This is a genomic window from Micromonospora sp. DT231 (genome assembly GCF_049847025.1).
GTDB lineage: Bacteria > Actinomycetota > Actinomycetes > Mycobacteriales > Micromonosporaceae > Micromonospora.
The window spans coordinates 489,136-505,715 of record NZ_JBNCNO010000002.1; the positions used below are offsets into that span (position 1 = coordinate 489,136).

Annotated in this window: 19 protein-coding genes and 1 tRNA gene; 6 read left to right on the forward strand and 14 right to left on the reverse strand. The window is 71.6% G+C overall.

What is annotated here, in order from left to right; genetic code table 11:
* The first annotated feature begins 263 nt into the window (after window positions 1-263).
* The 4 genes from ACPXBU_RS07125 to ACPXBU_RS07140 all read left to right on the forward strand — a co-directional run bounded on the left by ACPXBU_RS07125 (window position 264) and on the right by ACPXBU_RS07140 (window position 3,171).
* Window positions 264-1,550, forward strand: coding sequence for an acyltransferase family protein (locus ACPXBU_RS07125; RefSeq protein ID WP_425757258.1), 1,287 nt, complete (start codon window positions 264-266; stop codon window positions 1,548-1,550).
* A complete protein-coding gene (locus ACPXBU_RS07130; protein ID WP_425757260.1) occupies window positions 1,547-2,191 on the forward strand; it encodes a DUF3995 domain-containing protein in 645 nt (214 codons plus the stop codon). The genes ACPXBU_RS07125 and ACPXBU_RS07130 overlap by 4 nt, the downstream gene beginning before the upstream one ends.
* Before the next feature lie 280 nt (window positions 2,192-2,471).
* Complete coding sequence (locus ACPXBU_RS07135; protein ID WP_425757261.1) at window positions 2,472-2,900, forward strand: DUF4279 domain-containing protein; 429 nt, start codon at window positions 2,472-2,474, stop codon at window positions 2,898-2,900.
* Window positions 2,901-3,096: 196 nt separating this feature from the next.
* Window positions 3,097-3,171, forward strand: a tRNA-Lys gene (locus ACPXBU_RS07140).
* Window positions 3,172-3,306: 135 nt separating this feature from the next.
* Here ACPXBU_RS07140 and ACPXBU_RS07145 read toward each other — a convergent pair.
* The 4 genes from ACPXBU_RS07145 to ACPXBU_RS07160 form a co-directional block, all read right to left on the reverse strand.
* Entirely contained in the window at window positions 3,307-3,870 is a 564-nt protein-coding gene (locus tag ACPXBU_RS07145; RefSeq protein ID WP_425757263.1) for a cupin domain-containing protein, read from the reverse strand.
* Between the two features lie 83 nt (window positions 3,871-3,953).
* Window positions 3,954-4,499 (reverse strand): SRPBCC family protein, encoded by a 546-nt coding sequence (locus tag ACPXBU_RS07150; protein WP_425757265.1) that lies wholly within the window; start codon window positions 4,497-4,499, stop codon window positions 3,954-3,956.
* An 8-nt stretch (window positions 4,500-4,507) separates the two neighbouring features.
* Complete coding sequence (locus tag ACPXBU_RS07155) at window positions 4,508-5,452, reverse strand: NADP-dependent oxidoreductase (RefSeq protein WP_425757266.1); 945 nt, start codon at window positions 5,450-5,452, stop codon at window positions 4,508-4,510.
* Between the two features lie 71 nt (window positions 5,453-5,523).
* Complete coding sequence (locus tag ACPXBU_RS07160; protein ID WP_393365488.1) at window positions 5,524-6,378, reverse strand: helix-turn-helix domain-containing protein; 855 nt, start codon at window positions 6,376-6,378, stop codon at window positions 5,524-5,526.
* Window positions 6,379-6,593: 215 nt separating this feature from the next.
* On the opposite strand from ACPXBU_RS07160, the gene ACPXBU_RS07165 reads away from it, so the two are divergent.
* Window positions 6,594-7,676, forward strand: a complete 1,083-nt coding sequence (locus ACPXBU_RS07165) for an NAD-dependent epimerase/dehydratase family protein (protein ID WP_425757268.1) — start codon at window positions 6,594-6,596, stop codon at window positions 7,674-7,676.
* Between the two features lie 9 nt (window positions 7,677-7,685).
* Here ACPXBU_RS07165 and ACPXBU_RS07170 read toward each other — a convergent pair whose 3' ends face one another.
* The 8 genes from ACPXBU_RS07170 to ACPXBU_RS07205 form a co-directional block, all read right to left on the reverse strand.
* Entirely contained in the window at window positions 7,686-8,888 is a 1,203-nt protein-coding gene (locus ACPXBU_RS07170) for a hypothetical protein (RefSeq protein ID WP_425757555.1), read from the reverse strand.
* A gap of 68 nt (window positions 8,889-8,956) precedes the next feature.
* Window positions 8,957-9,706 carry a ZIP family metal transporter gene (locus tag ACPXBU_RS07175; protein WP_425757270.1) on the reverse strand — a complete coding sequence of 250 codons (750 nt, stop codon included), beginning with the start codon at window positions 9,704-9,706 and terminating at the stop codon, window positions 8,957-8,959.
* A 54-nt stretch (window positions 9,707-9,760) separates the two neighbouring features.
* Window positions 9,761-10,951, reverse strand: a complete 1,191-nt coding sequence (locus tag ACPXBU_RS07180) for a GNAT family N-acetyltransferase (RefSeq protein ID WP_425757272.1) — start codon at window positions 10,949-10,951, stop codon at window positions 9,761-9,763.
* 59 nt (window positions 10,952-11,010) lie between these two features.
* A complete protein-coding gene (locus ACPXBU_RS07185; protein ID WP_393365495.1) occupies window positions 11,011-11,703 on the reverse strand; it encodes an ABC transporter permease in 693 nt (230 codons plus the stop codon).
* Window positions 11,700-12,545 (reverse strand): ATP-binding cassette domain-containing protein, encoded by an 846-nt coding sequence (locus tag ACPXBU_RS07190; protein WP_393365496.1) that lies wholly within the window; start codon window positions 12,543-12,545, stop codon window positions 11,700-11,702. Before ACPXBU_RS07190 ends, ACPXBU_RS07185 begins: the two co-directional genes overlap by 4 nt.
* Complete coding sequence (locus ACPXBU_RS07195) at window positions 12,542-12,880, reverse strand: PadR family transcriptional regulator (RefSeq protein WP_425757275.1); 339 nt, start codon at window positions 12,878-12,880, stop codon at window positions 12,542-12,544. Before ACPXBU_RS07195 ends, ACPXBU_RS07190 begins: the two co-directional genes overlap by 4 nt.
* A gap of 103 nt (window positions 12,881-12,983) precedes the next feature.
* On the reverse strand, window positions 12,984-13,703 hold the full coding sequence (locus ACPXBU_RS07200) for a PP2C family protein-serine/threonine phosphatase (RefSeq protein WP_393365500.1): 720 nt from the start codon (window positions 13,701-13,703) through the stop codon (window positions 12,984-12,986).
* Between the two features lie 116 nt (window positions 13,704-13,819).
* The gene (locus tag ACPXBU_RS07205; RefSeq protein ID WP_425757277.1) at window positions 13,820-14,380 is read right to left on the reverse strand and encodes a helix-turn-helix domain-containing protein; all 561 of its coding nucleotides are present in this window, start codon (window positions 14,378-14,380) and stop codon (window positions 13,820-13,822) included.
* Between the two features lie 57 nt (window positions 14,381-14,437).
* Here ACPXBU_RS07205 and ACPXBU_RS07210 point away from each other — a divergent pair, with 57 nt between their 5' ends.
* Window positions 14,438-15,727: a benzoate/H(+) symporter BenE family transporter gene (locus ACPXBU_RS07210; protein WP_425757279.1), complete on the forward strand. Its 1,290-nt coding sequence runs from the start codon at window positions 14,438-14,440 to the stop codon at window positions 15,725-15,727.
* Between the two features lie 68 nt (window positions 15,728-15,795).
* Here the strand turns inward: ACPXBU_RS07210 and ACPXBU_RS07215 are convergent, their stop codons facing one another.
* On the reverse strand, window positions 15,796-16,167 hold the full coding sequence (locus tag ACPXBU_RS07215; protein WP_425757281.1) for a hypothetical protein: 372 nt from the start codon (window positions 16,165-16,167) through the stop codon (window positions 15,796-15,798).
* A gap of 102 nt (window positions 16,168-16,269) precedes the next feature.
* Window positions 16,270-16,521: a hypothetical protein gene (locus tag ACPXBU_RS07220; RefSeq protein ID WP_393365505.1), complete on the reverse strand. Its 252-nt coding sequence runs from the start codon at window positions 16,519-16,521 to the stop codon at window positions 16,270-16,272.
* Window positions 16,522-16,580 lie beyond the last annotated feature (59 nt).

The window sequence follows — 16,580 nt, forward strand, 5'->3', positions numbered from 1 at the left end:
TTCGAAATGCCGGACCCGTGTCAGCGCGCCGCACACGGACCAGCACCTGAAGAGGATAACTGCGTCAACGCCGGTACGGGACGCGGCGACCAGCGTGCCGCCCGGTTGGCGCGTACCCTCCGCACGTCAGGGCTTTTGGTCGACTTCCTCGACGGCCGGGTCGCGGACCGGCCCCTCTGCCACGGCAGATGGAAGCCTGGCATTATGCCTGGAGCGCCAGCCGACCCTCGGTCAGGCCGATGCCCAAAAGGTGCCAGATCACGATGAATTCTCACAAAGAACGCATGCCTCGGGTCGAGTCACTGACCGGGCTGCGCTGGTTCGCCGCCTTCGCCGTGTTCCTGTTCCACGCGAACCAGATCATCAAGCTGCCCACGGTCTACGGCATCAAGCTCGGCGACTTCTTCCGATTCGGTGACGCCGGGGTCACGTTCTTCTACGTTCTCTCCGGCTTCGTGCTGACCTGGTCGTTCTCTCCCACGGTGGGCACCGGGACGTTCTACTGGCGCCGTTTCGCCCGGGTCTGGCCCGCGCTCGTGGTCAGCACCGCCATCGCCTGGGTCAGTTTCGACCAGGTCTGGCACGACTCCTGGAAGCGCACCCTGCTGAGCCTGTCGCTGACCGAGTCGTGGTTCCCGCCGGCGGCGCATCTCGTCGCCAACCCGGTGGCCTGGTCGGTCTCCTGCGAGGCCTTCTTCTACCTGCTCTTCCCGTTCGTCATCCGGCCGCTGCTACGGCTGCGGCTGCCGGCGCTCGCGATCATCGCGGCGGCCGGCCTGTTCGTCGAGTGGGCGTACTGGTTCTTCGTGCAGGATCTGATCGACCCGAAGGAGTACTGGATCCAGCTCTCCTGGTTCCTCCGCTTCCCGCCGATCCGATTCATCGAATTCCTGCTGGGAATGATCGCCGCCGCCGCACTCCTCCGTGGCTGGCGACCGAAACTCAATCTCTGGGTCGCCCTCTCCACGGTGCCCGCCTCGGTGCTGCTGCTGTGGTGGGGTGCGCAGCTGGGCTGGTGGGGTGCGCACTGGTCGCAGCAGGGCCTGGTGCCCGCCTGCGTACTGGTGGTGCTCGCGGCAGCGATCCGCGACATCTCCGGACGCCCCTCGATCTTCCGGAGCAAACCACTCGTCGCCCTCGGCGCCTGGTCCTACGCCTTCTACCTGGTCCACCTGTCGGTCATCCACTGGCTGATGGGCACGGTGAAGGCCGGCCCCGCGAGCTGGACGAACCTCAAGGTCCTCCTGATCTGGACGGTGCTGGGCATCGCCCTGGCCTGGGCCTGCTACCGCTGGGTCGAACACCCGGTGGAGAGGTACCTGCGCAATCTCTACCCGCGCCGGGCACCGTCCGCGCCGCCGGCACCGCCCTCGGCGCCCGCACCGTCCGCAGTGCCCGCATCGCCCTCGGTGCCCGCGGCGCAGGAGCCGCAGGATGTGGCTGTCGTGGCCGAGCAGCCCACCGAAGTCGTCCTGACCGGGCGCGGGGTCGTGAGTCAGGAATTCGAGCCAGGCGTCTACCGGAGCACCGGGAGCTTCGACGCTCGATGACTCAGTCGACGACTGGCACTGAGGCTCCCACTCGCCGTAGGTCGGTCTGGGCGGGTTATGCCGCCGCGATCTGGGCCCTGCTGTTCGCCATTCGCGGCATCTACTGGGCGCTCGGCGGCAGCGTCGGGCTCGCGACCCTCTCCGAGGGGATCAAGGACCTGCACGCGCAGGGCGACCGAATGCTCTTCGCGGCTCTGTGGATGACAGTGGTGCTGGAGCTGTTCGGCGTTGTGCTGGGCCTGGCGCTCGTGCGTCCGTACGGCCTGGTGTTTCCGCAGTGGGTGCCGGTGCTGGCGAAGCGACGGGTCCCGAACTGGTTGCTGCTCGTGCCCAGCTCGGGCGCCTCCGCCCTGCTGCTGGCCCACGGTGGCACGTTCGTTGGCTTCGGACTGAGCGCCCTGTTCACGGGTGAGACGATGACCACCGAACTCCGCTGGTACGCGATGTTCTGGGGTCCCTGGTTCATGCTCGGAGGAGTCCTGTTCGGTGCCGCGGCGCTCGCGTACCTGCGGCGAACGTCGGAGGGACGCTCGTGGCGACGCCGGATCGGGGTCGCCGCCAGCGTGGTCGCCTTCTTCGGTGGTCTGGTGGCCGCCGCCGCGCCGTTCATCGTCACCTGGCTGGCATCCGGCAGCGAGTAGTGGGCACGGGCCGACGCGCGCCTTTACGGTCGCCGGCCTGGTCGGCGTCCCTCGACCGGCGCGGGTCCTGAGTGGAACGGCCACCCGGCGACGAGCTTCCCGAGTAGCAGGGCTGCCGGGCGACTGTTGATCGAGTGCTTACCATCGTCGAAATGGAGGGGACCCTGCGGGGACTCGGCATGTTTCTCTGCGCCGGGTTCAGTTGTCTGATGCTCTGTGCTGTCGTAGCGGCGCTCGCCGCCTGGCCACGAGGCGAGAGTAAGGGCTGGTAGGCGAAGTCATGCGGGTACACCAGTACGCGTACTTCTCGTTGCGTTCGGACCAGCTCTCCGCGCGCGAGATGGCGACGCGGCTAGGCATGGAGCCGGACGAGACAAGCGTCAAGGGGAGCAGGAGGGCGAACCCCCCGGTGCCGCGCGTCCATTCGTGGAGGGTGGTGTGTCGGGACAGCGGCTTGACGGTCGATGAGCAGGTCGACCGCCTGATCGACCGCCTTGAGCCTATCGCTGATGAGATCGCGGCCCTCGTCAGAGCGATCGACGAGTCGGAGGGGGAGGGCCTAACCTCGACACTCCAGGTGGTGCGCTACTTCGGTGACGACGATGGCGCCCAGCATCAACGTCTCGGCTGGCACCTCGATCGCCGAGCCGTGGCGTTCCTCCAGCGCACCGGGGCCGAGCTGGACGTGGACGAATACGGGGATGACTGAGGGCGGTCACGTAGCGGCGATGTTCGTCCCTCACTGCGGCGTGCTTCTCGGCGAGGGTCATCCGCACCTCATCCCGGCGCGCGGCTGCCCGTCATCATCGCTTACGAACCTCGGCCAACGTAGATCAGCTTCGCTCGTCTGGACCGGGGGCGGACATCAACCCGGGCACAGGTGGTCGGGTAGCCTGAAGCGCAGAGGGCTGTTAGCTCAATGGTAGAGCTGAGGACTTTTAATCCTTAGGTTCTGGGTTCGAGTCCCAGGCGGCCCACCAACGCCAGGTGAACTGGGAAAACGCAGGCCGCGAGGGGTCCCAGCCGCATACCTGCGGCTCGGACCCCTTCCGCAGTCAGCCCGACGGGTGCTGCTGCTCGGGCTCGATATCGTCAGAGCGCCGGCGGTTGGCCGCTCACAGGAACTCGCTGCGATAGGTCGAGGCCAGCTCCGCCCCGCGGCGACGGCGTTCGGCGAGTTCGTCAGGTGAGAGCTGCGGCGGCGGTGCGTCCCTGCCCGCGACGACGTCGCCGATGCGGGTGAAGTACTCGTCCTGCCCGGCCGGGGTGCACATGCAGAGCATGTGGGCCGGCGCACCTGAGGTGTTGCGGAAGTTGTGCGGCGCGTTGGCCGGGATGTTGATCGTGGAGCCGGCCCGCACGACGTGCTTCTCGCCGCGGAAAGTGAACTCGATCTCGCCCTCGAGGATCGTGAACATCTCCTCGAAGTCGTGCCGGTGCGGCGGCGGGCCGCCGCCGTCGGGGACGCGCATGTCGATCAGGCAGTACGCGCCGTTGGTCTGCTCGCCCGTGATCAACATGCCGTAGGTGTTCCCCACCAGGGAGATGTAGGTGGTGTCGGGATCGTCGGGGTTCGCCACGGTCAGCGAGCGAGTGGGATCGTCGTCGGGAATCATCGTGATCGTCTCCTGGGGTGTGCGGTCGGTTGGTTCGATCGGGTGGGCAACGGCGCGTGCCACGGAGGCAATTCGACGGGGCCGCTCGTTTGATCCTCGTGGAGAGCCCGCCACCTCGCGTGCTTTCCGGTGGCTGGCCGGGACTGTTACCGCTGCGGCTGCTGCGCCTCGACCACCTGCACGCACCGGCGCAGGGCAGCCACCATGTACCGGCGCCACAGGGGGGCGAAGGGACCGGCGAGGATGGGGCGCCGGCCGGGGAGCGGCTTGAACTCGTAGGTCCAGCGGATCAGGGTGCCGTCCCCGTCGGGGTTGAAGTTGAACTCGCCCCGCACTCCGGCCGCGAGGCGAGAGAGGACGTTCGTGAACCCGGTGAGTTGGTACGCGAAGATCGAACCCTCCGTGTACTCGGTCAACTGCTCGTTGGCCTGTGACCCGTCCTCGAACTGCGGGTTACGGGTGGGGCCGACGTGATCCCAGGCCTCCGTCTGGTTGGCCACGCCCCTGACGCCGGGGAACGGCCCGACCCGGTGGAAGACGCTCGGCAGGTCGATCGGCGCGATCACCCGGAACGCGGTGGCGGGCGCCACCCGGGTGCGTTGCTGGACCGTGATCGAAACCGTGCGGTCGGTCGGGCTGATGAGCAGCGGTATGGCCGGAGTGCCTGACGGGTTCGTGCGGCTGTCGGTCATCGGGTGGGTCAGGCCGTGGGCGTGAGGACGACGGTCTTGCCCGGCAGTTCGCCCGCGCCGGCCCGCGCGTGGAGTGCGGGCAGTTCGGCCAGCGCCACCCGCTGGGCGACCTCGACACGCAACTCACCGGTGCTGATCCGAGCGGCCAGGTCGGCGAGTTGGTCGGCGTCGCTGCGGACGAACAGGTCCACGCCACGCACATCGCGCGCCTCGTCGGAGGGGGCGGGCATCCAGACGGTGGTGTTGACCAGGGTGCCGCCGTCCCGGATCAGCGTGACCAGCGCGGCCAGCTGGTCCGGGGAGACGGGCGCGAGGTTGAGTACGAGGTCGACCGGCTCGGTCACCGCCGCGGTCACGTCGGTGGTGGTGTGGTCGATCACCTCGTCGGCGCCGGCAGCCCTGACCCGTTCGGCGCTGCGTGGGCTGGCCGTGGCGATCACGTGGGCACGGACCTCCTTGGCCAACTGCACCGCGTATCCGCCGACCGCTCCACCGGCGCCGTTGATCAGCACCCGCTGACCGGCGGTCAGCTTGCCGTGGTCGAACAGGGCCTGCCACGCCGTCAGACCCACAAGCGGGAACGCCGCCGCGTCGGCCAACGGGATGTTCCTGGGTGCCCCCGTCAAGATCTCCGCCGGCGCGATCACATATTCCGCGGCCGCCCCGGTCCCCGTCATCGGCAGAAAGCCGACGACCCGGTCACCGACCGCGACGTCGTCCACGCCGTCACCGAGCGCGTCGACCGTGCCGGCAACGTCGAGACCGGGAGTGTGCGGCAGCTCCACCGGGATCGGGCCCTGCATGTAGCCCGCGCGGATGTTGCCGTCGACGCCGTTGAACGACGTCGCGGCGACACGGATCCGGACCTGTCCCGCGCCGGGGGTGGGCTGCTCGACGTCCTCGTAGCGGAGGACCTCAGGACCGCCGAACTCGTGGAAACGTACTGCCTTCATCGCTGAACCTGCCTCTGTGAGCGCCGTTGATGTGCTTCAGACGTCACTCACCCTCACAGGATCCGGCGCGGTTAGCCTGGGCCGGGCTGGCCCACCTTGGTGATCGTCGGTTCCCCGGCAACGTCGACGATCTCGGCCAGACGCGCCGCGTCGGCCGAGCCGGGCGCGGCGGTGAGCATCAGAGCCGCCAGGTCGTCGCCCGGGATGGCGAGCAGGCTGCCGACGAGCGTGACGGCTCCGCCGTCCGGATGGATGAACGCGGCGCTGCTCTCGTAGGCCGCCACCGGTCGTGGCGCGCGCCACAGGGTGTCGAACAGGCGGCTTCGGCTCCGCATCTCGTCCACGAGCGCGGCAAGCGACGCGTCGGCGGGGTAGCGCAACAGCGCGCCCTGCAGGCGGGCCGCGAGGATCGCTTGATGATCGGTCGCGTCATCCGTCGACTGCTCGAAGCCATGGAACGGCTCGCAGAACGTACGCCACGCGATGTTCCACTCCCAGGGTCGCCCGGTGAGATCCCAGTGCCCCAGGGCCAGGAACGCGCTGTTCACGGCGACGAGATTCATCGCCGCGTCGGAGACGAACATCGGAGTGTCGGTGAACCGCTCCAGCAGCCGCAGCGCACCCGGACCGATCTCGTTCGGCACCTGCCCGTCCGCGGCGGCGTACCCGGCCAGCGCGCAGAGCCGCTCGTACTCCGCCCGCCCGATCCGCAACGCTCGGGCGATGGCGTTCACCACCCCGGCCGACGGATGGCTGCGACCCTGCTCCAACCGGCGTACGTAGTCCGCGGACATCCCCGCCAGCTCGCCGAGCTCCTCCCGCCGCAGCCCCCGCACCCGGCGACGACCGATCGGCAGCCCGACAGCCGCAGGCGCCGTGCTCTCCCGCAACTGGCGCACCGCGGCACCGAACTCGTGACGTTCCACGGCCCAATTGTGCCCGGCCGGTCCGGACGGCACGGCTCCCCTCGCCCTTGATCGACTCGCGATGCCGGAAATCGGGCTGTCCGGCCCGCCGTGACACCGCGACTTTCCGGAAGCCGAGTGGATCAAGCCGCGGGCCGCCCGCGAGGCGCTCGCGAGGCCGCCGGCACGGGCGGCGTGGGCGATTGAGCGGCTGCTGGGCGGGTACGGGGTCGAGTATGCGGATCGTGGTGGTGGGGGCGAGCGGCAATGTCGGTACGGCGGTGCTGCGGCGGCTGCGCCAGGAGCGGGACGTGGAGTTGGCCGGGGTGGTCCGGCGGTTGCCCGCCCCGGATGCCGCGGAGCCGTACGACCAGGTGCGGTGGCACTCCTGCGACGTCGGCGCACCGGGCGCCGCGGCGCAGCTCGTCGAGGTGTTCTCGGGTGCGGACGCGGTGGTGCACCTGGCCTGGCAGATCCAGCCCAGCCACGACCAGCGGGTGTTGCGGCGGACGAACGTCGAGGGCAGTCGGGCGGTGTTCGAGGCGGTGATCCGGGCCGGTGTGCCGGCGTTGGTGTACGCCTCGTCGGTAGGCACCTACGCCCCTGGCCCGAAGGACCACCCGATCAGTGAGCGGTGGCCGGCGACGGGGGTGCCCGGCTCGTCGTACAGCGAGCACAAGGCCGAGGTGGAGGCGCTGCTGGACGGGATCGAGCGTGATCACCCGACGCTGCGGGTGGTGCGGATGCGACCCGGGCTGATTTTCCAGCGGGCCGCCGGTGCGGAGATCACCCGTTACTTCCTCGGCCCGCTGGCGCCGGTGCGGCTGCTGCGCTTCGGCCGGATCCCGCTGGTGCCGACGAACCGCCGGTTGCGGATGCAGGCGGTGCACGCCGACGACGTGGCCGACGCGTACGCCCGGGCGGTCGTGAGTGATGTGCGCGGCGCTTTCAACGTCGCCGCGGACCCGGTGCTCACCCCGGAGCTGGTGGCTCGGCATTTCCACGGTTGGACGGTGCCGGTCGCCGCGCCGGTGCTGCGGGTGGCGGCGGCGCTGACCTGGCGGGCGCGGTTGCAGCCGGTCGACGCGGGCTGGGTGGAGCTGGGTCTGAACGCGCCGCTGATGTCGAGCGAGCGCGCGGAGACCGAGCTGGGTTGGCAGCCCAGGATCAGTGCGCTGACGGCGCTCCAGGAACTCTTCGCCGGAATGGCCGACGGCGACCACACGGCAAGCCCACCGATGTCAGGTGCACGGGACCTGCCCGGCCGCCCCGCCGCCCTCCTCCACGCCCGCCCGCCCGGCGAGGGGAACCCCTACTAACCTCTCCGGTCAGGAGAGCGTGGAGCCGGTCACCGTGGGGTTCTGGGCGCCCAGGAAGAAGATGCCGGGGAAGCCCCGCGTCTCGAACTTCCCGCTGGGGTTGCGGCGCAGGGTCGAGCTTTCGATCCTCATCGTGCCGGTGCGGTTGTTGCTGACGAAGAAGACCGCACCGCCGCCCTCGTTGGCCTTGTTGTTCTCGATGATCGTGCCGGCGATTCGTACGGTGAACTCGTTGCCGTCGCAGTAGATGGCGCCGCCGCTGCCGCCGCCGGGCGTGCCGGACTTGGCCGGGTTGGCGCCGCTGCCGATCGCCTCGTTGTGGCTGAGCACGCTGTTCAGCACCACCCAGGAGACGCCGATGCTGCTCAACGCGCCACCGTTGGAGCAGGAGCCACCCTGGCCGGACGCGCCGCCGAAGGTGCTGCTCACGACGTACACCGGTTTGTTCTCGAACTGGCTCAGCACCCGGATGGCCGCGCCGCCCAGGTCGGGGCCGGTGCGGTCGCAGCGGTTGCGGACGAAGCGCGAGTTGACCACCTTGAACCGCCCGCCGCGTACGAAGATCGCCCCGCCGCCGCCACCCTCGGCCTTCTCGCCCGTGGAGTTGCCGTCGGCGAAGGTCAGGTTCTGCACGGTGAGCTGCGGGTGGTCCTGGTTCTGGCAGTGCGAGGTGGTGAAGCCCTGGGCCTCGTCGCAGGTGTTCAGGTAGAGGATGCGGCGCTGGCCCTGGCCGCTCAGGGTGACCTTGCCGCCGCCGTCCAGCACGACCTTCGGCCCGTTGGCGTTGCGGACCTTCGCGGTGGCGGTCATCTTGATCGTCACCGGGGCGGGTCCGCAGTTGAACGTGATGACACCGCCGGCCGCGACGGCCTTCACGACCGCCGCGGAGGTGCAGCTCGCCGGGGTGCCGGTGCCGATGGTCCGGGTCGGCTTCGAGGTGTCCACCGCCCGCGCCTCGGCCGGCACGGTGGCCCTGCCGTTCGGGTTACCGGCCGCGAGCACCTTCGCGGCGGGCTTCGGGCTCGCGCTGGCTCCCGGGCCACCGAGGCCGTCGCGGGTCTGCGGCACCTCGGTCGGGGCAACCGTCGGCGCGACCACCGGCGAGGCAGACGAGCCGGGTTGGAGGGCGGGGGCCGGCTCGGCGGGCGACGCGCAGGCGGGCAGGGTCGCGGTGGCGACACCGAGGACGAGCAGGGCGGCAACCGACGTCATGCGCACCCCGTGATGCTAAGGCCTGTTTCAGCAGAACTGGCCGGACCCCGGGGGGCCGGGGCCGGCGGTCAGGCGTGGGAGAGGGCGAAGGCGGTCAGGAAGCCGGCGACCGTGATGAGACCGACGAGCAGGTGGGCGTTCTCGAACGCCTCCGGGATCATGGTGTCGGTGATCATGGCGAGGATCGCCCCGGCGGCCAGCGCCGTGATTCCGGCCAGCACCTCCGGCGGCGCACCGCCCAGCAACGTGTTGCCGAGCAGCGCGGCCACCCCGCTGACCAGCGCGATCCCGATCCAGAGCAGGAAGACGTACCGCCGGGATCGGCCCGCCTGACGCATGCCGGCCGCGCTGGACAGCCCCTCCGGCACGTTGCTGAGGAAGACCGCCGCCACCGTGACCAGACTTACCGCGCCGCCGCCGAGCAGGCTCGCGCCGATCACCACGGATTCCGGTACGCCGTCCAGCAGCGCGCCCACCGCGATCGCCGACCCCGAGCCGGGCTGCTCACCCTCGGAGGGCTGCTGGTCGCCGGAGCGCTTCCGGTGCCGCGCGCCGTGCCGGGCGAGGGCCAGGTTGGCCAGGGTGTAGACGAGCGCGCCGCCGCCCGCGCCGAGCGCGGTGGGCAGCAGCCCGCCCTGCGCGTGTGCCTCGGCGATCAGCTCGAACGACACGGCGGAGAGCAGCACCCCCGCCCCGAACGCCATGATCGACGCGATGACGCGCTGCGGCACCCGCGCGAACCAACCGACCGCCGCCCCGACCAGCAGGGCCGACCCGGCCAGCAGCCCCCACCCACCCGCCTGTAACCACTCCGGCATTCGCGGGACCCTACCCACGGCCGCCGGGCCGACAAACCCGATCGTGAGGGTGACTCAGAAGTCGGCGAAGAGGTACGGCACGCGGCGGGGGAAGATGCTGCGCAACTCCGCGGCGGCGTCCACCGGCACCACACCCAGATCCCGCAACGGCAGCTCGGCCGGATCGAGCACCCCGTACGCCAGGGCGGAGAGCCCGGCCGCCGTGAGGGTGGCGGTCGGCGCGCGGCCGGCGGTGTCGGCGACCAGCTCCAGCGCGCCGGTCGTGCCGTCGAGCAGATGGGTGCCGGCCAGCCAGCGGTCCCCGGTCAGCTCGACCCGCACCCGACCGGGACCGGCCGGCAACCCGCTCAATGCGTCGAGCGACAACAGCCGGGCCATCGGGGCGGACGAACCCGGAATCGCTGTCTTGGCCTCGACGTGCACGTCCAGGTCGGTCAACCACAGCTCCGGCAGCTCGTCCGGCGGGATCTGGACGGTGACCCGCTCGACCTGGTCGACGTGCCGGGCGAAGAACTGCAACAGCAGCACGCGCGCGAGCGGATCGCTGACCAGCAGCTCGTTGCCGTGCACTGTGCCGCCGTGCTCGTCGATCCGGTAGGTCACCGCGCCGGTGACCTCGCCGTCGACGCGGGCGGTCAGCAGCCAGTACTCGTCCCGGTCGCGCATTCCGTTCGCCCGGTAGTCCGGGAAGAGCGCGAAGCCGTGCCGCTCCCGCAGGCAACGCTCGGTGAACGCGCGCCACGCCGGGTAGCCGGCGGCGATGCGCTCCCAGCCCACCTCGCCGGGCAGGTCCACGCGCAGCAGCGAGCCCAGGTGGGCCGGGGAGAAGGTGACCCTGCGCGCCTTGGGCAACCCGACGTAGCCGAACCGGGCGTAGAAGCTGGGCCGGAACGGGTAGAGCGCGCTGAGGGAGTGCCCCTCGTCGCGTACCTCGTCGAGGAGTTGGTGCAGCAGCGCCCGTACGTGCCCCTGCCGGCGGGCCAGCGGGTGGGTGGCGACCCCGGCGACGCCCGCCATCGGCAACACCGCCCCGCGCAGGTTCTGTCGCATCGGGATGGACGAGACGGCGGCCAGCGTGACGCCGCCCTCCTCGGCGACGAGCGTCCGGTTGCCCTGGTTGTAGGGCAGGTAGTCGCGGAACTCCTCGGTTCGAGCAGCACCGAGCGGCGACGACTCGAAGGCGTACGCGGCCAGCGGGAAGCTGGTGGTGAGACGCTCGTCGGCGGTAACCCGGCGGATGGTCATCCGCCCATCTCAACCTGCCGTGCAGGCCCCGGCAACCGGATTCGCGGTATCCGCGCCGGTCATCCGACCGGCAGGTGCCGCAGGTGCCGGCGGCGGCGCAGGCGGATGCTGACCACCGCGGCCACACCGATGACGAGCAGGGCGGTGACGGCGAGACCGTGCAGCACGCCACGGGACAGGTAGCCCTGGTCGGTGTGGTCCACCGCCCAGGTGGCGATCTCCCGGGTCGACCAGAACGGCGTCAGCTTCGCCCCGGACCCGGCCGGGTCGATCAACATCTGCACCGTCACCACGGTGAGCAGCAGCAGCGTCCCCTCCATCTCGCGGGGCAGCAGCGCGCCGATCAGCATCCCGAACGGCGCCGCCACCGCGACGGAGCAGAGCAGCGCGGCGGCCAGACCGCCGTACCGCAGGTCCGCGCCGTCGAGCATGGGAAGCAGGAAGAACGGCACGGAGATGACCAGCCCCACCGTCCACAGGCCGAGCACCCGGCCGAGGTAGAGATGGTGTGGCCGGTAGCCGGCCAGCCGCAGCCTCGGCTCCAACTCGCGGGCCGCGGTGGTGGCGAACAGCGCGGCGGTGCTCACCGCCCAGCCCACGCCCAGCAGCAGCGAGCGGACCGACTGCCCGAGGTAGGCGTCCCGCCGGATCAGGTAGAAGGTCAACGGCATCGACAACAACAGCAGGAGTACGCCCCGACGCCGCAGCAGCTCCCGCAGGGTCATCTCGGCGACGACGACGAGCCGGTTCACCGGCGGCCTCCCTGGACACGTGGCGCGTGCCACCCGGCCTCCTGCGTCGGGGTCAGGTCGAGCACGAGGTCCACGCGGTCGAGTTGGTTGAGCAGGTGGGTCACCACGACGATTGCCGCGCCGCCGTCGCGCAACCGACTGAGCTGGTCCCAGAGGTTGACGTAGGTGCCCTGGTCGAAGCCCTGGTACGGCTCGTCGAGCAGCAGCACGTCCGGGGCGCTGAGGGTGGACATGGTCAGGTTGAGCTTCTGCCGGGTGCCGCCGGACAGGTGGCGGGCCTGCACGTCCCCGCCGGCCTCCCAACCGAGCTGCCGCGCCGCCGCCCGACCGGCCCGGCGCGCCGGCCCGCGGGCCACGCCCCGACCGGCGCCGACGAGCACGAAGTGTTCGTCGGCGAGCAGGAAGTCGGCGGTGCCACCGGACTGCGGGCAGTAGCCGAGCCGGCCGGAGACGGTCACCTCGCCGGCGTCGGGTGACATCAGGCCGGCGCAGATCCGCAGGAAGGTGCTCTTGCCGCAGCCGTTCGCCCCGACGACGGCGGCGATCTGTCCGGCCCGGACGGTGAGCGTGGCGTCGTGCAGCACCGTCTGTCGTCCGTACCGCTTGGTGATGCCCTCGGCGTGCAGCCGGACCGGTCCGGGGCGTGGTCCGGGCGCGGTACCGATGCTCTCCACGACCGCGCCCGCGTACTGCTGGGGTGGGCCGAAGACGACCCAGGGGTCGCCACCACCCTCGCGCAGGTGTGTGGCCGCCTCGGCGACCACGTGCCGGGCGGCGTCCGCCGCGACCCGGCGCTGGTGCAGCTCGGCGGTGAGCGTTCGCAGCCAATCGTCGGCGTTCACCGGGTGACCCCCTTCGTGACGATGTCGTTCACCGGCTGGACGAAGGTGAGCCAGGCGCTGCCGCCCGCGCGGAGTGCCGCGTACCCGTCGTCGGTGAGCCGGTAGTACTTGCGGGCCGGACCGGCGCTGCCCTCCCGCCACCGCGCGGTCACCAGGCCGGTCTTCTGCAGGCGCAGCAGCACGGGATAGAGCGTGCCGCCCTGGATGGGCCCCATGCCCGCGGCGTCGAGCGCCTGGGCGAGCTGGTAGCCGTAGGACTCGCCGTCGGCCAGCAGGGCCAGCACGCAGATGTCGAGCACCCCCCGCAGCCACTGCCCGCGCCTGTCGGAATCCACGCGTCGGACAGTAGCGGTGCAAGCTAGATGGCACAACTACCTACTATGGCCGGCGGTACCCGAACCGGTTGGTTCGGGTGAGCCGCCGAGGGAGCCGTCCCGGTCAGCGGGCGACGACGTCGGAGACCACGACCGTGACGTTGTCAGGTGCGCCGGCGTGGTGCGCGAGCTTCACCAACTGCTCGCCACACTGCTGGCGGTCGGCGTACATGCCAAGCGTCGCCGCGATGGCGTCGTCCTCGACGTAGTCGGAGAGCCCGTCGCTGCACAGCAACAGCCGGTCGCCGGGGACCACGGCGAGCACACCGACCGCCGGTGGGGTGTCGGCGCCCTGCACGGCCCGGGTCACCAGGGACCGCTGCGGGTGGTGGCGGGCCTGCTCCGGGGCGAGGGTGCCCTGGTCGACCAGGGCCTGGACGAACGTGTCGTCCCGGGTGAGCTGGGTCAGCTCCCCGTCGCGCAACAGGTAGCAGCGGGAGTCGCCGACCTGGGCCAGGACCAGCGTCTCGCCGGCCAGCAGCGCCGCGGTGAGCGTGGTGCCCATCCCGTCGCGGCTCGGGTCGACCGTGATGGCGGCGTGGATGCGCTGGTTGGCGGTGCTGACCACGGCACGCAGGGCGTCGGCGGCGCCGTCGGGGTCGGTGGGCGGGGTCAGCTCGTCCAGGATCCGGATCACGATCTCGCTCGCCACCTCGCCCGCGGGCAGCCCGCCCATGCCGTCGGCGACGGCGATCAGGCGGTCACCGGCGAGGGCGGAGTCCTCGTTGTTGGTGCGGACCAGGCCGATGTCGTTGAGGATGACCGAGCGGAGGATCAGCGTCATGGGGTCAAGCTTGCCAAGAACACCCCGCCTTCGTCTCTACGCCTCCTGCGTGCGTCGAGAAATGATTGCGATTTTCGTCGACGAACCCAACGGTGCGTGACCGATCGGCCGAGCCTTCAGCGCCGCGGGTAGCGCAGCAGGAGGCTGGCGGCGACCTCCTCGTCTCCCACCGCCGCGTAGCTGTGCGGGACGTCGGACACCCAACGGAGGTGACCACCGGCAGGCGCGGTCAGCGGCGCGTCGGTCGGACCGGCGCGCAGCACCCCGGCGAAGACGGTGACGTGCTCGGTGACCCCGGGCTGGTGGGCGGGGGAGACCTGCCCGGGGCCGGGCGCGACCCGCATCCGGTACAGCTCGTAGGTCGCGTCGGTGTCGGTGAACACCTCCAGCAGGGTGGCGGTGACCGCGGTGCCCTGCGCGGTGGGCCCGGCGGTCGGCTCGGCCAGCAGGGCGGTGAACGGTACGCCGAGCTGCGCGGTAACCGCCCAGAGCGTCTCCAGGGTCGGGTTGCGGGTGCCGTGCTCCAGGCCGGAGAGGGTGGCCTTTCCGATGCCGGCGAGCCGGGCCAGGGTGGACAGCGAAATCCCCCGCTCCTCGCGCAGGGCGCGGACGCGGCGGCCGACGACGGCGGGATCCACGTCGAGGCCGGGGCGGCGGGCTGGTGGTGGCTGCGGCACCCGGCTATCGTGCTACAGACTGTTGTTCCGTAAACGGAACACTCCGGGAGGGTGGACATGGCCGGACGCGTCCAACCGGTGTTGGCCGGCGTGGTGACCGCCCTGGTCGGCTTCGCCAGCTCGTTCACAGTCGTCCTGGCCGGGCTCCGGGCGGCCGGCGCGTCGGACGCGCAGGCCGCCTCCGGCCTGCTCGCCCTCTGCGTGGCGTGCGGGCTCGCGGCAGCCTGGCTGGGCTGGCGGCACCGGATACCGATGAGCGTGGCCTGGTCCACGCCGGGCGCGGCGCTGCTGGTGGCCACCGGCGCGCCGCCTGGCGGTTGGCCGGTCGCGGTGGGCGCCTTCCTCGTCTCCGGTGCGCTGATCGTGGCGGCCGGGCTGTTTCCGCCACTCGGCCGTGCGGTGGCCGCCATCCCCAAGCCGGTGGCCGGCGCGATGCTCGCCGGGGTGCTGCTCCCGTTGTGCACGGCCCCGGTCCGCGCACTTGTGGAGCTGCCCCGGGTGGCGGGTCCGGTGGTGATCGGCTGGCTGCTGCTGCACCGGTTCGCCCGCCGCTGGGCGGTGCCCGGCGCGTTGCTGGTGGCGGTGGTCGCGATCGCGCTGACCGCGCCGCCGGCCGGACTGGCCGGCGCCGCGCTGGCCCCGTCGATCACCCTGACCGCGCCGGCCTGGGACGCGTCGGCGCTTGTCGGCCTCGCGCTACCGCTGTTCCTGGTCACCATGGCCGCGCAGAACGTACCCGGCATGGCGGTGCTTGCCGGTTACGGCTACCGGCCGCCGTTCGGCGCCGCGCTGCGAGCCACCGGCCTGGCCGGCCTGCTCGCCGCCCCGGCCGGTGGGCACGCGGTGAACCTCGCGGCGATCACCGCCGCGCTGGCCGCCGGCCCGGACGCCCATCCGGACCCGGAGCGCCGCTGGGTCGCCTCGGTCACCGCCGGTGCGGGGCTCGCCCTGCTCGGCCTCGGTGCGGGCGTGGCAACCGCGCTGGTCGCGGTCGCCCCGCCGATCCTCATCGAGGCGGTGGCCGGGCTGGCCCTCCTGGGCGCCCTCGCCACCGCGCTCGCCGCGGCGGTGACCGATCCGGCGACCCGGGAGGCCGCCGTGGTCACCTTCGTGGTGACCGCCTCCGGGGTGACCCTGATCGGCGTGGGCGGGGCGTTCTGGGGTCTGATCGCGGGCTGCCTGATGCTGCTGCTCTTCCACCGCCGCCCACCCGCCCCACCTTCGCCCGACCAGCCCACCCGCACGGCACCGGACCAGCCCGCCCTCGCCGCGCCGGACCACGCCGCTCCCGCGGTGCCAGACCAGCCCGCTCCCGCGGCGCCGGAGAGATCCACTCGGGTTTCATGACGTCGGGTTGTCCCGAGGCTCCGGACGCCCCGATTTCCGTGAACCCGGGGTCGATCAGGGCGGTGGGGTCACTCCTCGGGCGGCAGGTCGGCCACACCGACGGCCAGGAGCACCCGTCCGTCGGCCACCGACCCGATCCGGTCGGCCGGCACGTAGACCGCGCCGGTACGGGTCAGGTCGGTCGTGACCTTCAGATAGCCGCTGTGCAGCAGCCGCGCCGCCAGATCGGCCGGGACGTCGGGCTCCTCGACCGCGGTCGCCTCGATCAGCTCGTCCAGGCTGCTGCCCGGGTCGGCGGTCGATGTCTGGACGGTCACCGCGTTCGGGTCACCCCGCTGGACGAGGTCCACGGTCCCGACCTCGGTGCCGGCTGAGTCGATCACCGGCATCCCGGTGGTGATCCGTGAGATGGTCGCCTGCTGCTCGTCCTGCTGGTCCATCCCGCTGCGGTTCCCAGGGCGGCGCGCCGCTAAACGCCCGCCCGCTCCGCGCGGAGGCGGTGGGACCCATGGCTGGGCCGGAGCGTCACGCCGCCTGGCTGCTCAGCCGTTCGGGAGGGTCCAGCCGCCGGGCGGGCGGGGGGACAACTCCCGCCAGGTGTCCGGACCCTCGAGGAGCGCCCGCACGGTGTCCTCGGCCTCGTCCGCACTGCCGTACTCGTAGAACCGGGAGATGCCCTCGGCCCCGCCGGCCCGCTGCTCGACGTGCCACCGGTCGGCGTCCACCCGGAGGAAGATGTCCCGTCGGGCCAGCCGCCCCCACTTCCCGTTCCACAAGTGCTTCCGCTGCTCCATGGCGGGACTCTATCGAACACACGTACGAGAAGGTGCGGCCCCTGCGGGAATCCCGCAGG

Coding starts and splice junctions, on each gene's coding strand:
- ACPXBU_RS07150 (WP_425757265.1), bottom strand. CDS start 4,499: ATGACCGACAGCCGCACGAACCCGTCAGGCACTCCGGCCATACCGCTG.
- ACPXBU_RS07175 (WP_425757270.1), bottom strand. CDS start 9,706: ATGCCGGAGTGGTTACAGGCGGGTGGGTGGGGGCTGCTGGCCGGGTCG.
- ACPXBU_RS07155 (WP_425757266.1), bottom strand. CDS start 5,452: ATGAAGGCAGTACGTTTCCACGAGTTCGGCGGTCCTGAGGTCCTCCGC.
- ACPXBU_RS07130 (WP_425757260.1), top strand. CDS start 1,547: ATGACTCAGTCGACGACTGGCACTGAGGCTCCCACTCGCCGTAGGTCG.
- ACPXBU_RS07135 (WP_425757261.1), top strand. CDS start 2,472: ATGCGGGTACACCAGTACGCGTACTTCTCGTTGCGTTCGGACCAGCTC.
- ACPXBU_RS07210 (WP_425757279.1), top strand. CDS start 14,438: ATGGCCGGACGCGTCCAACCGGTGTTGGCCGGCGTGGTGACCGCCCTG.
- ACPXBU_RS07220 (WP_393365505.1), bottom strand. CDS start 16,521: ATGGAGCAGCGGAAGCACTTGTGGAACGGGAAGTGGGGGCGGCTGGCC.
- ACPXBU_RS07180 (WP_425757272.1), bottom strand. CDS start 10,951: ATGACCATCCGCCGGGTTACCGCCGACGAGCGTCTCACCACCAGCTTC.
- ACPXBU_RS07170 (WP_425757555.1), bottom strand. CDS start 8,888: ATGACGTCGGTTGCCGCCCTGCTCGTCCTCGGTGTCGCCACCGCGACC.
- ACPXBU_RS07215 (WP_425757281.1), bottom strand. CDS start 16,167: ATGGACCAGCAGGACGAGCAGCAGGCGACCATCTCACGGATCACCACC.
- ACPXBU_RS07165 (WP_425757268.1), top strand. CDS start 6,594: ATGCGGATCGTGGTGGTGGGGGCGAGCGGCAATGTCGGTACGGCGGTG.
- ACPXBU_RS07125 (WP_425757258.1), top strand. CDS start 264: ATGAATTCTCACAAAGAACGCATGCCTCGGGTCGAGTCACTGACCGGG.
- ACPXBU_RS07200 (WP_393365500.1), bottom strand. CDS start 13,703: ATGACGCTGATCCTCCGCTCGGTCATCCTCAACGACATCGGCCTGGTC.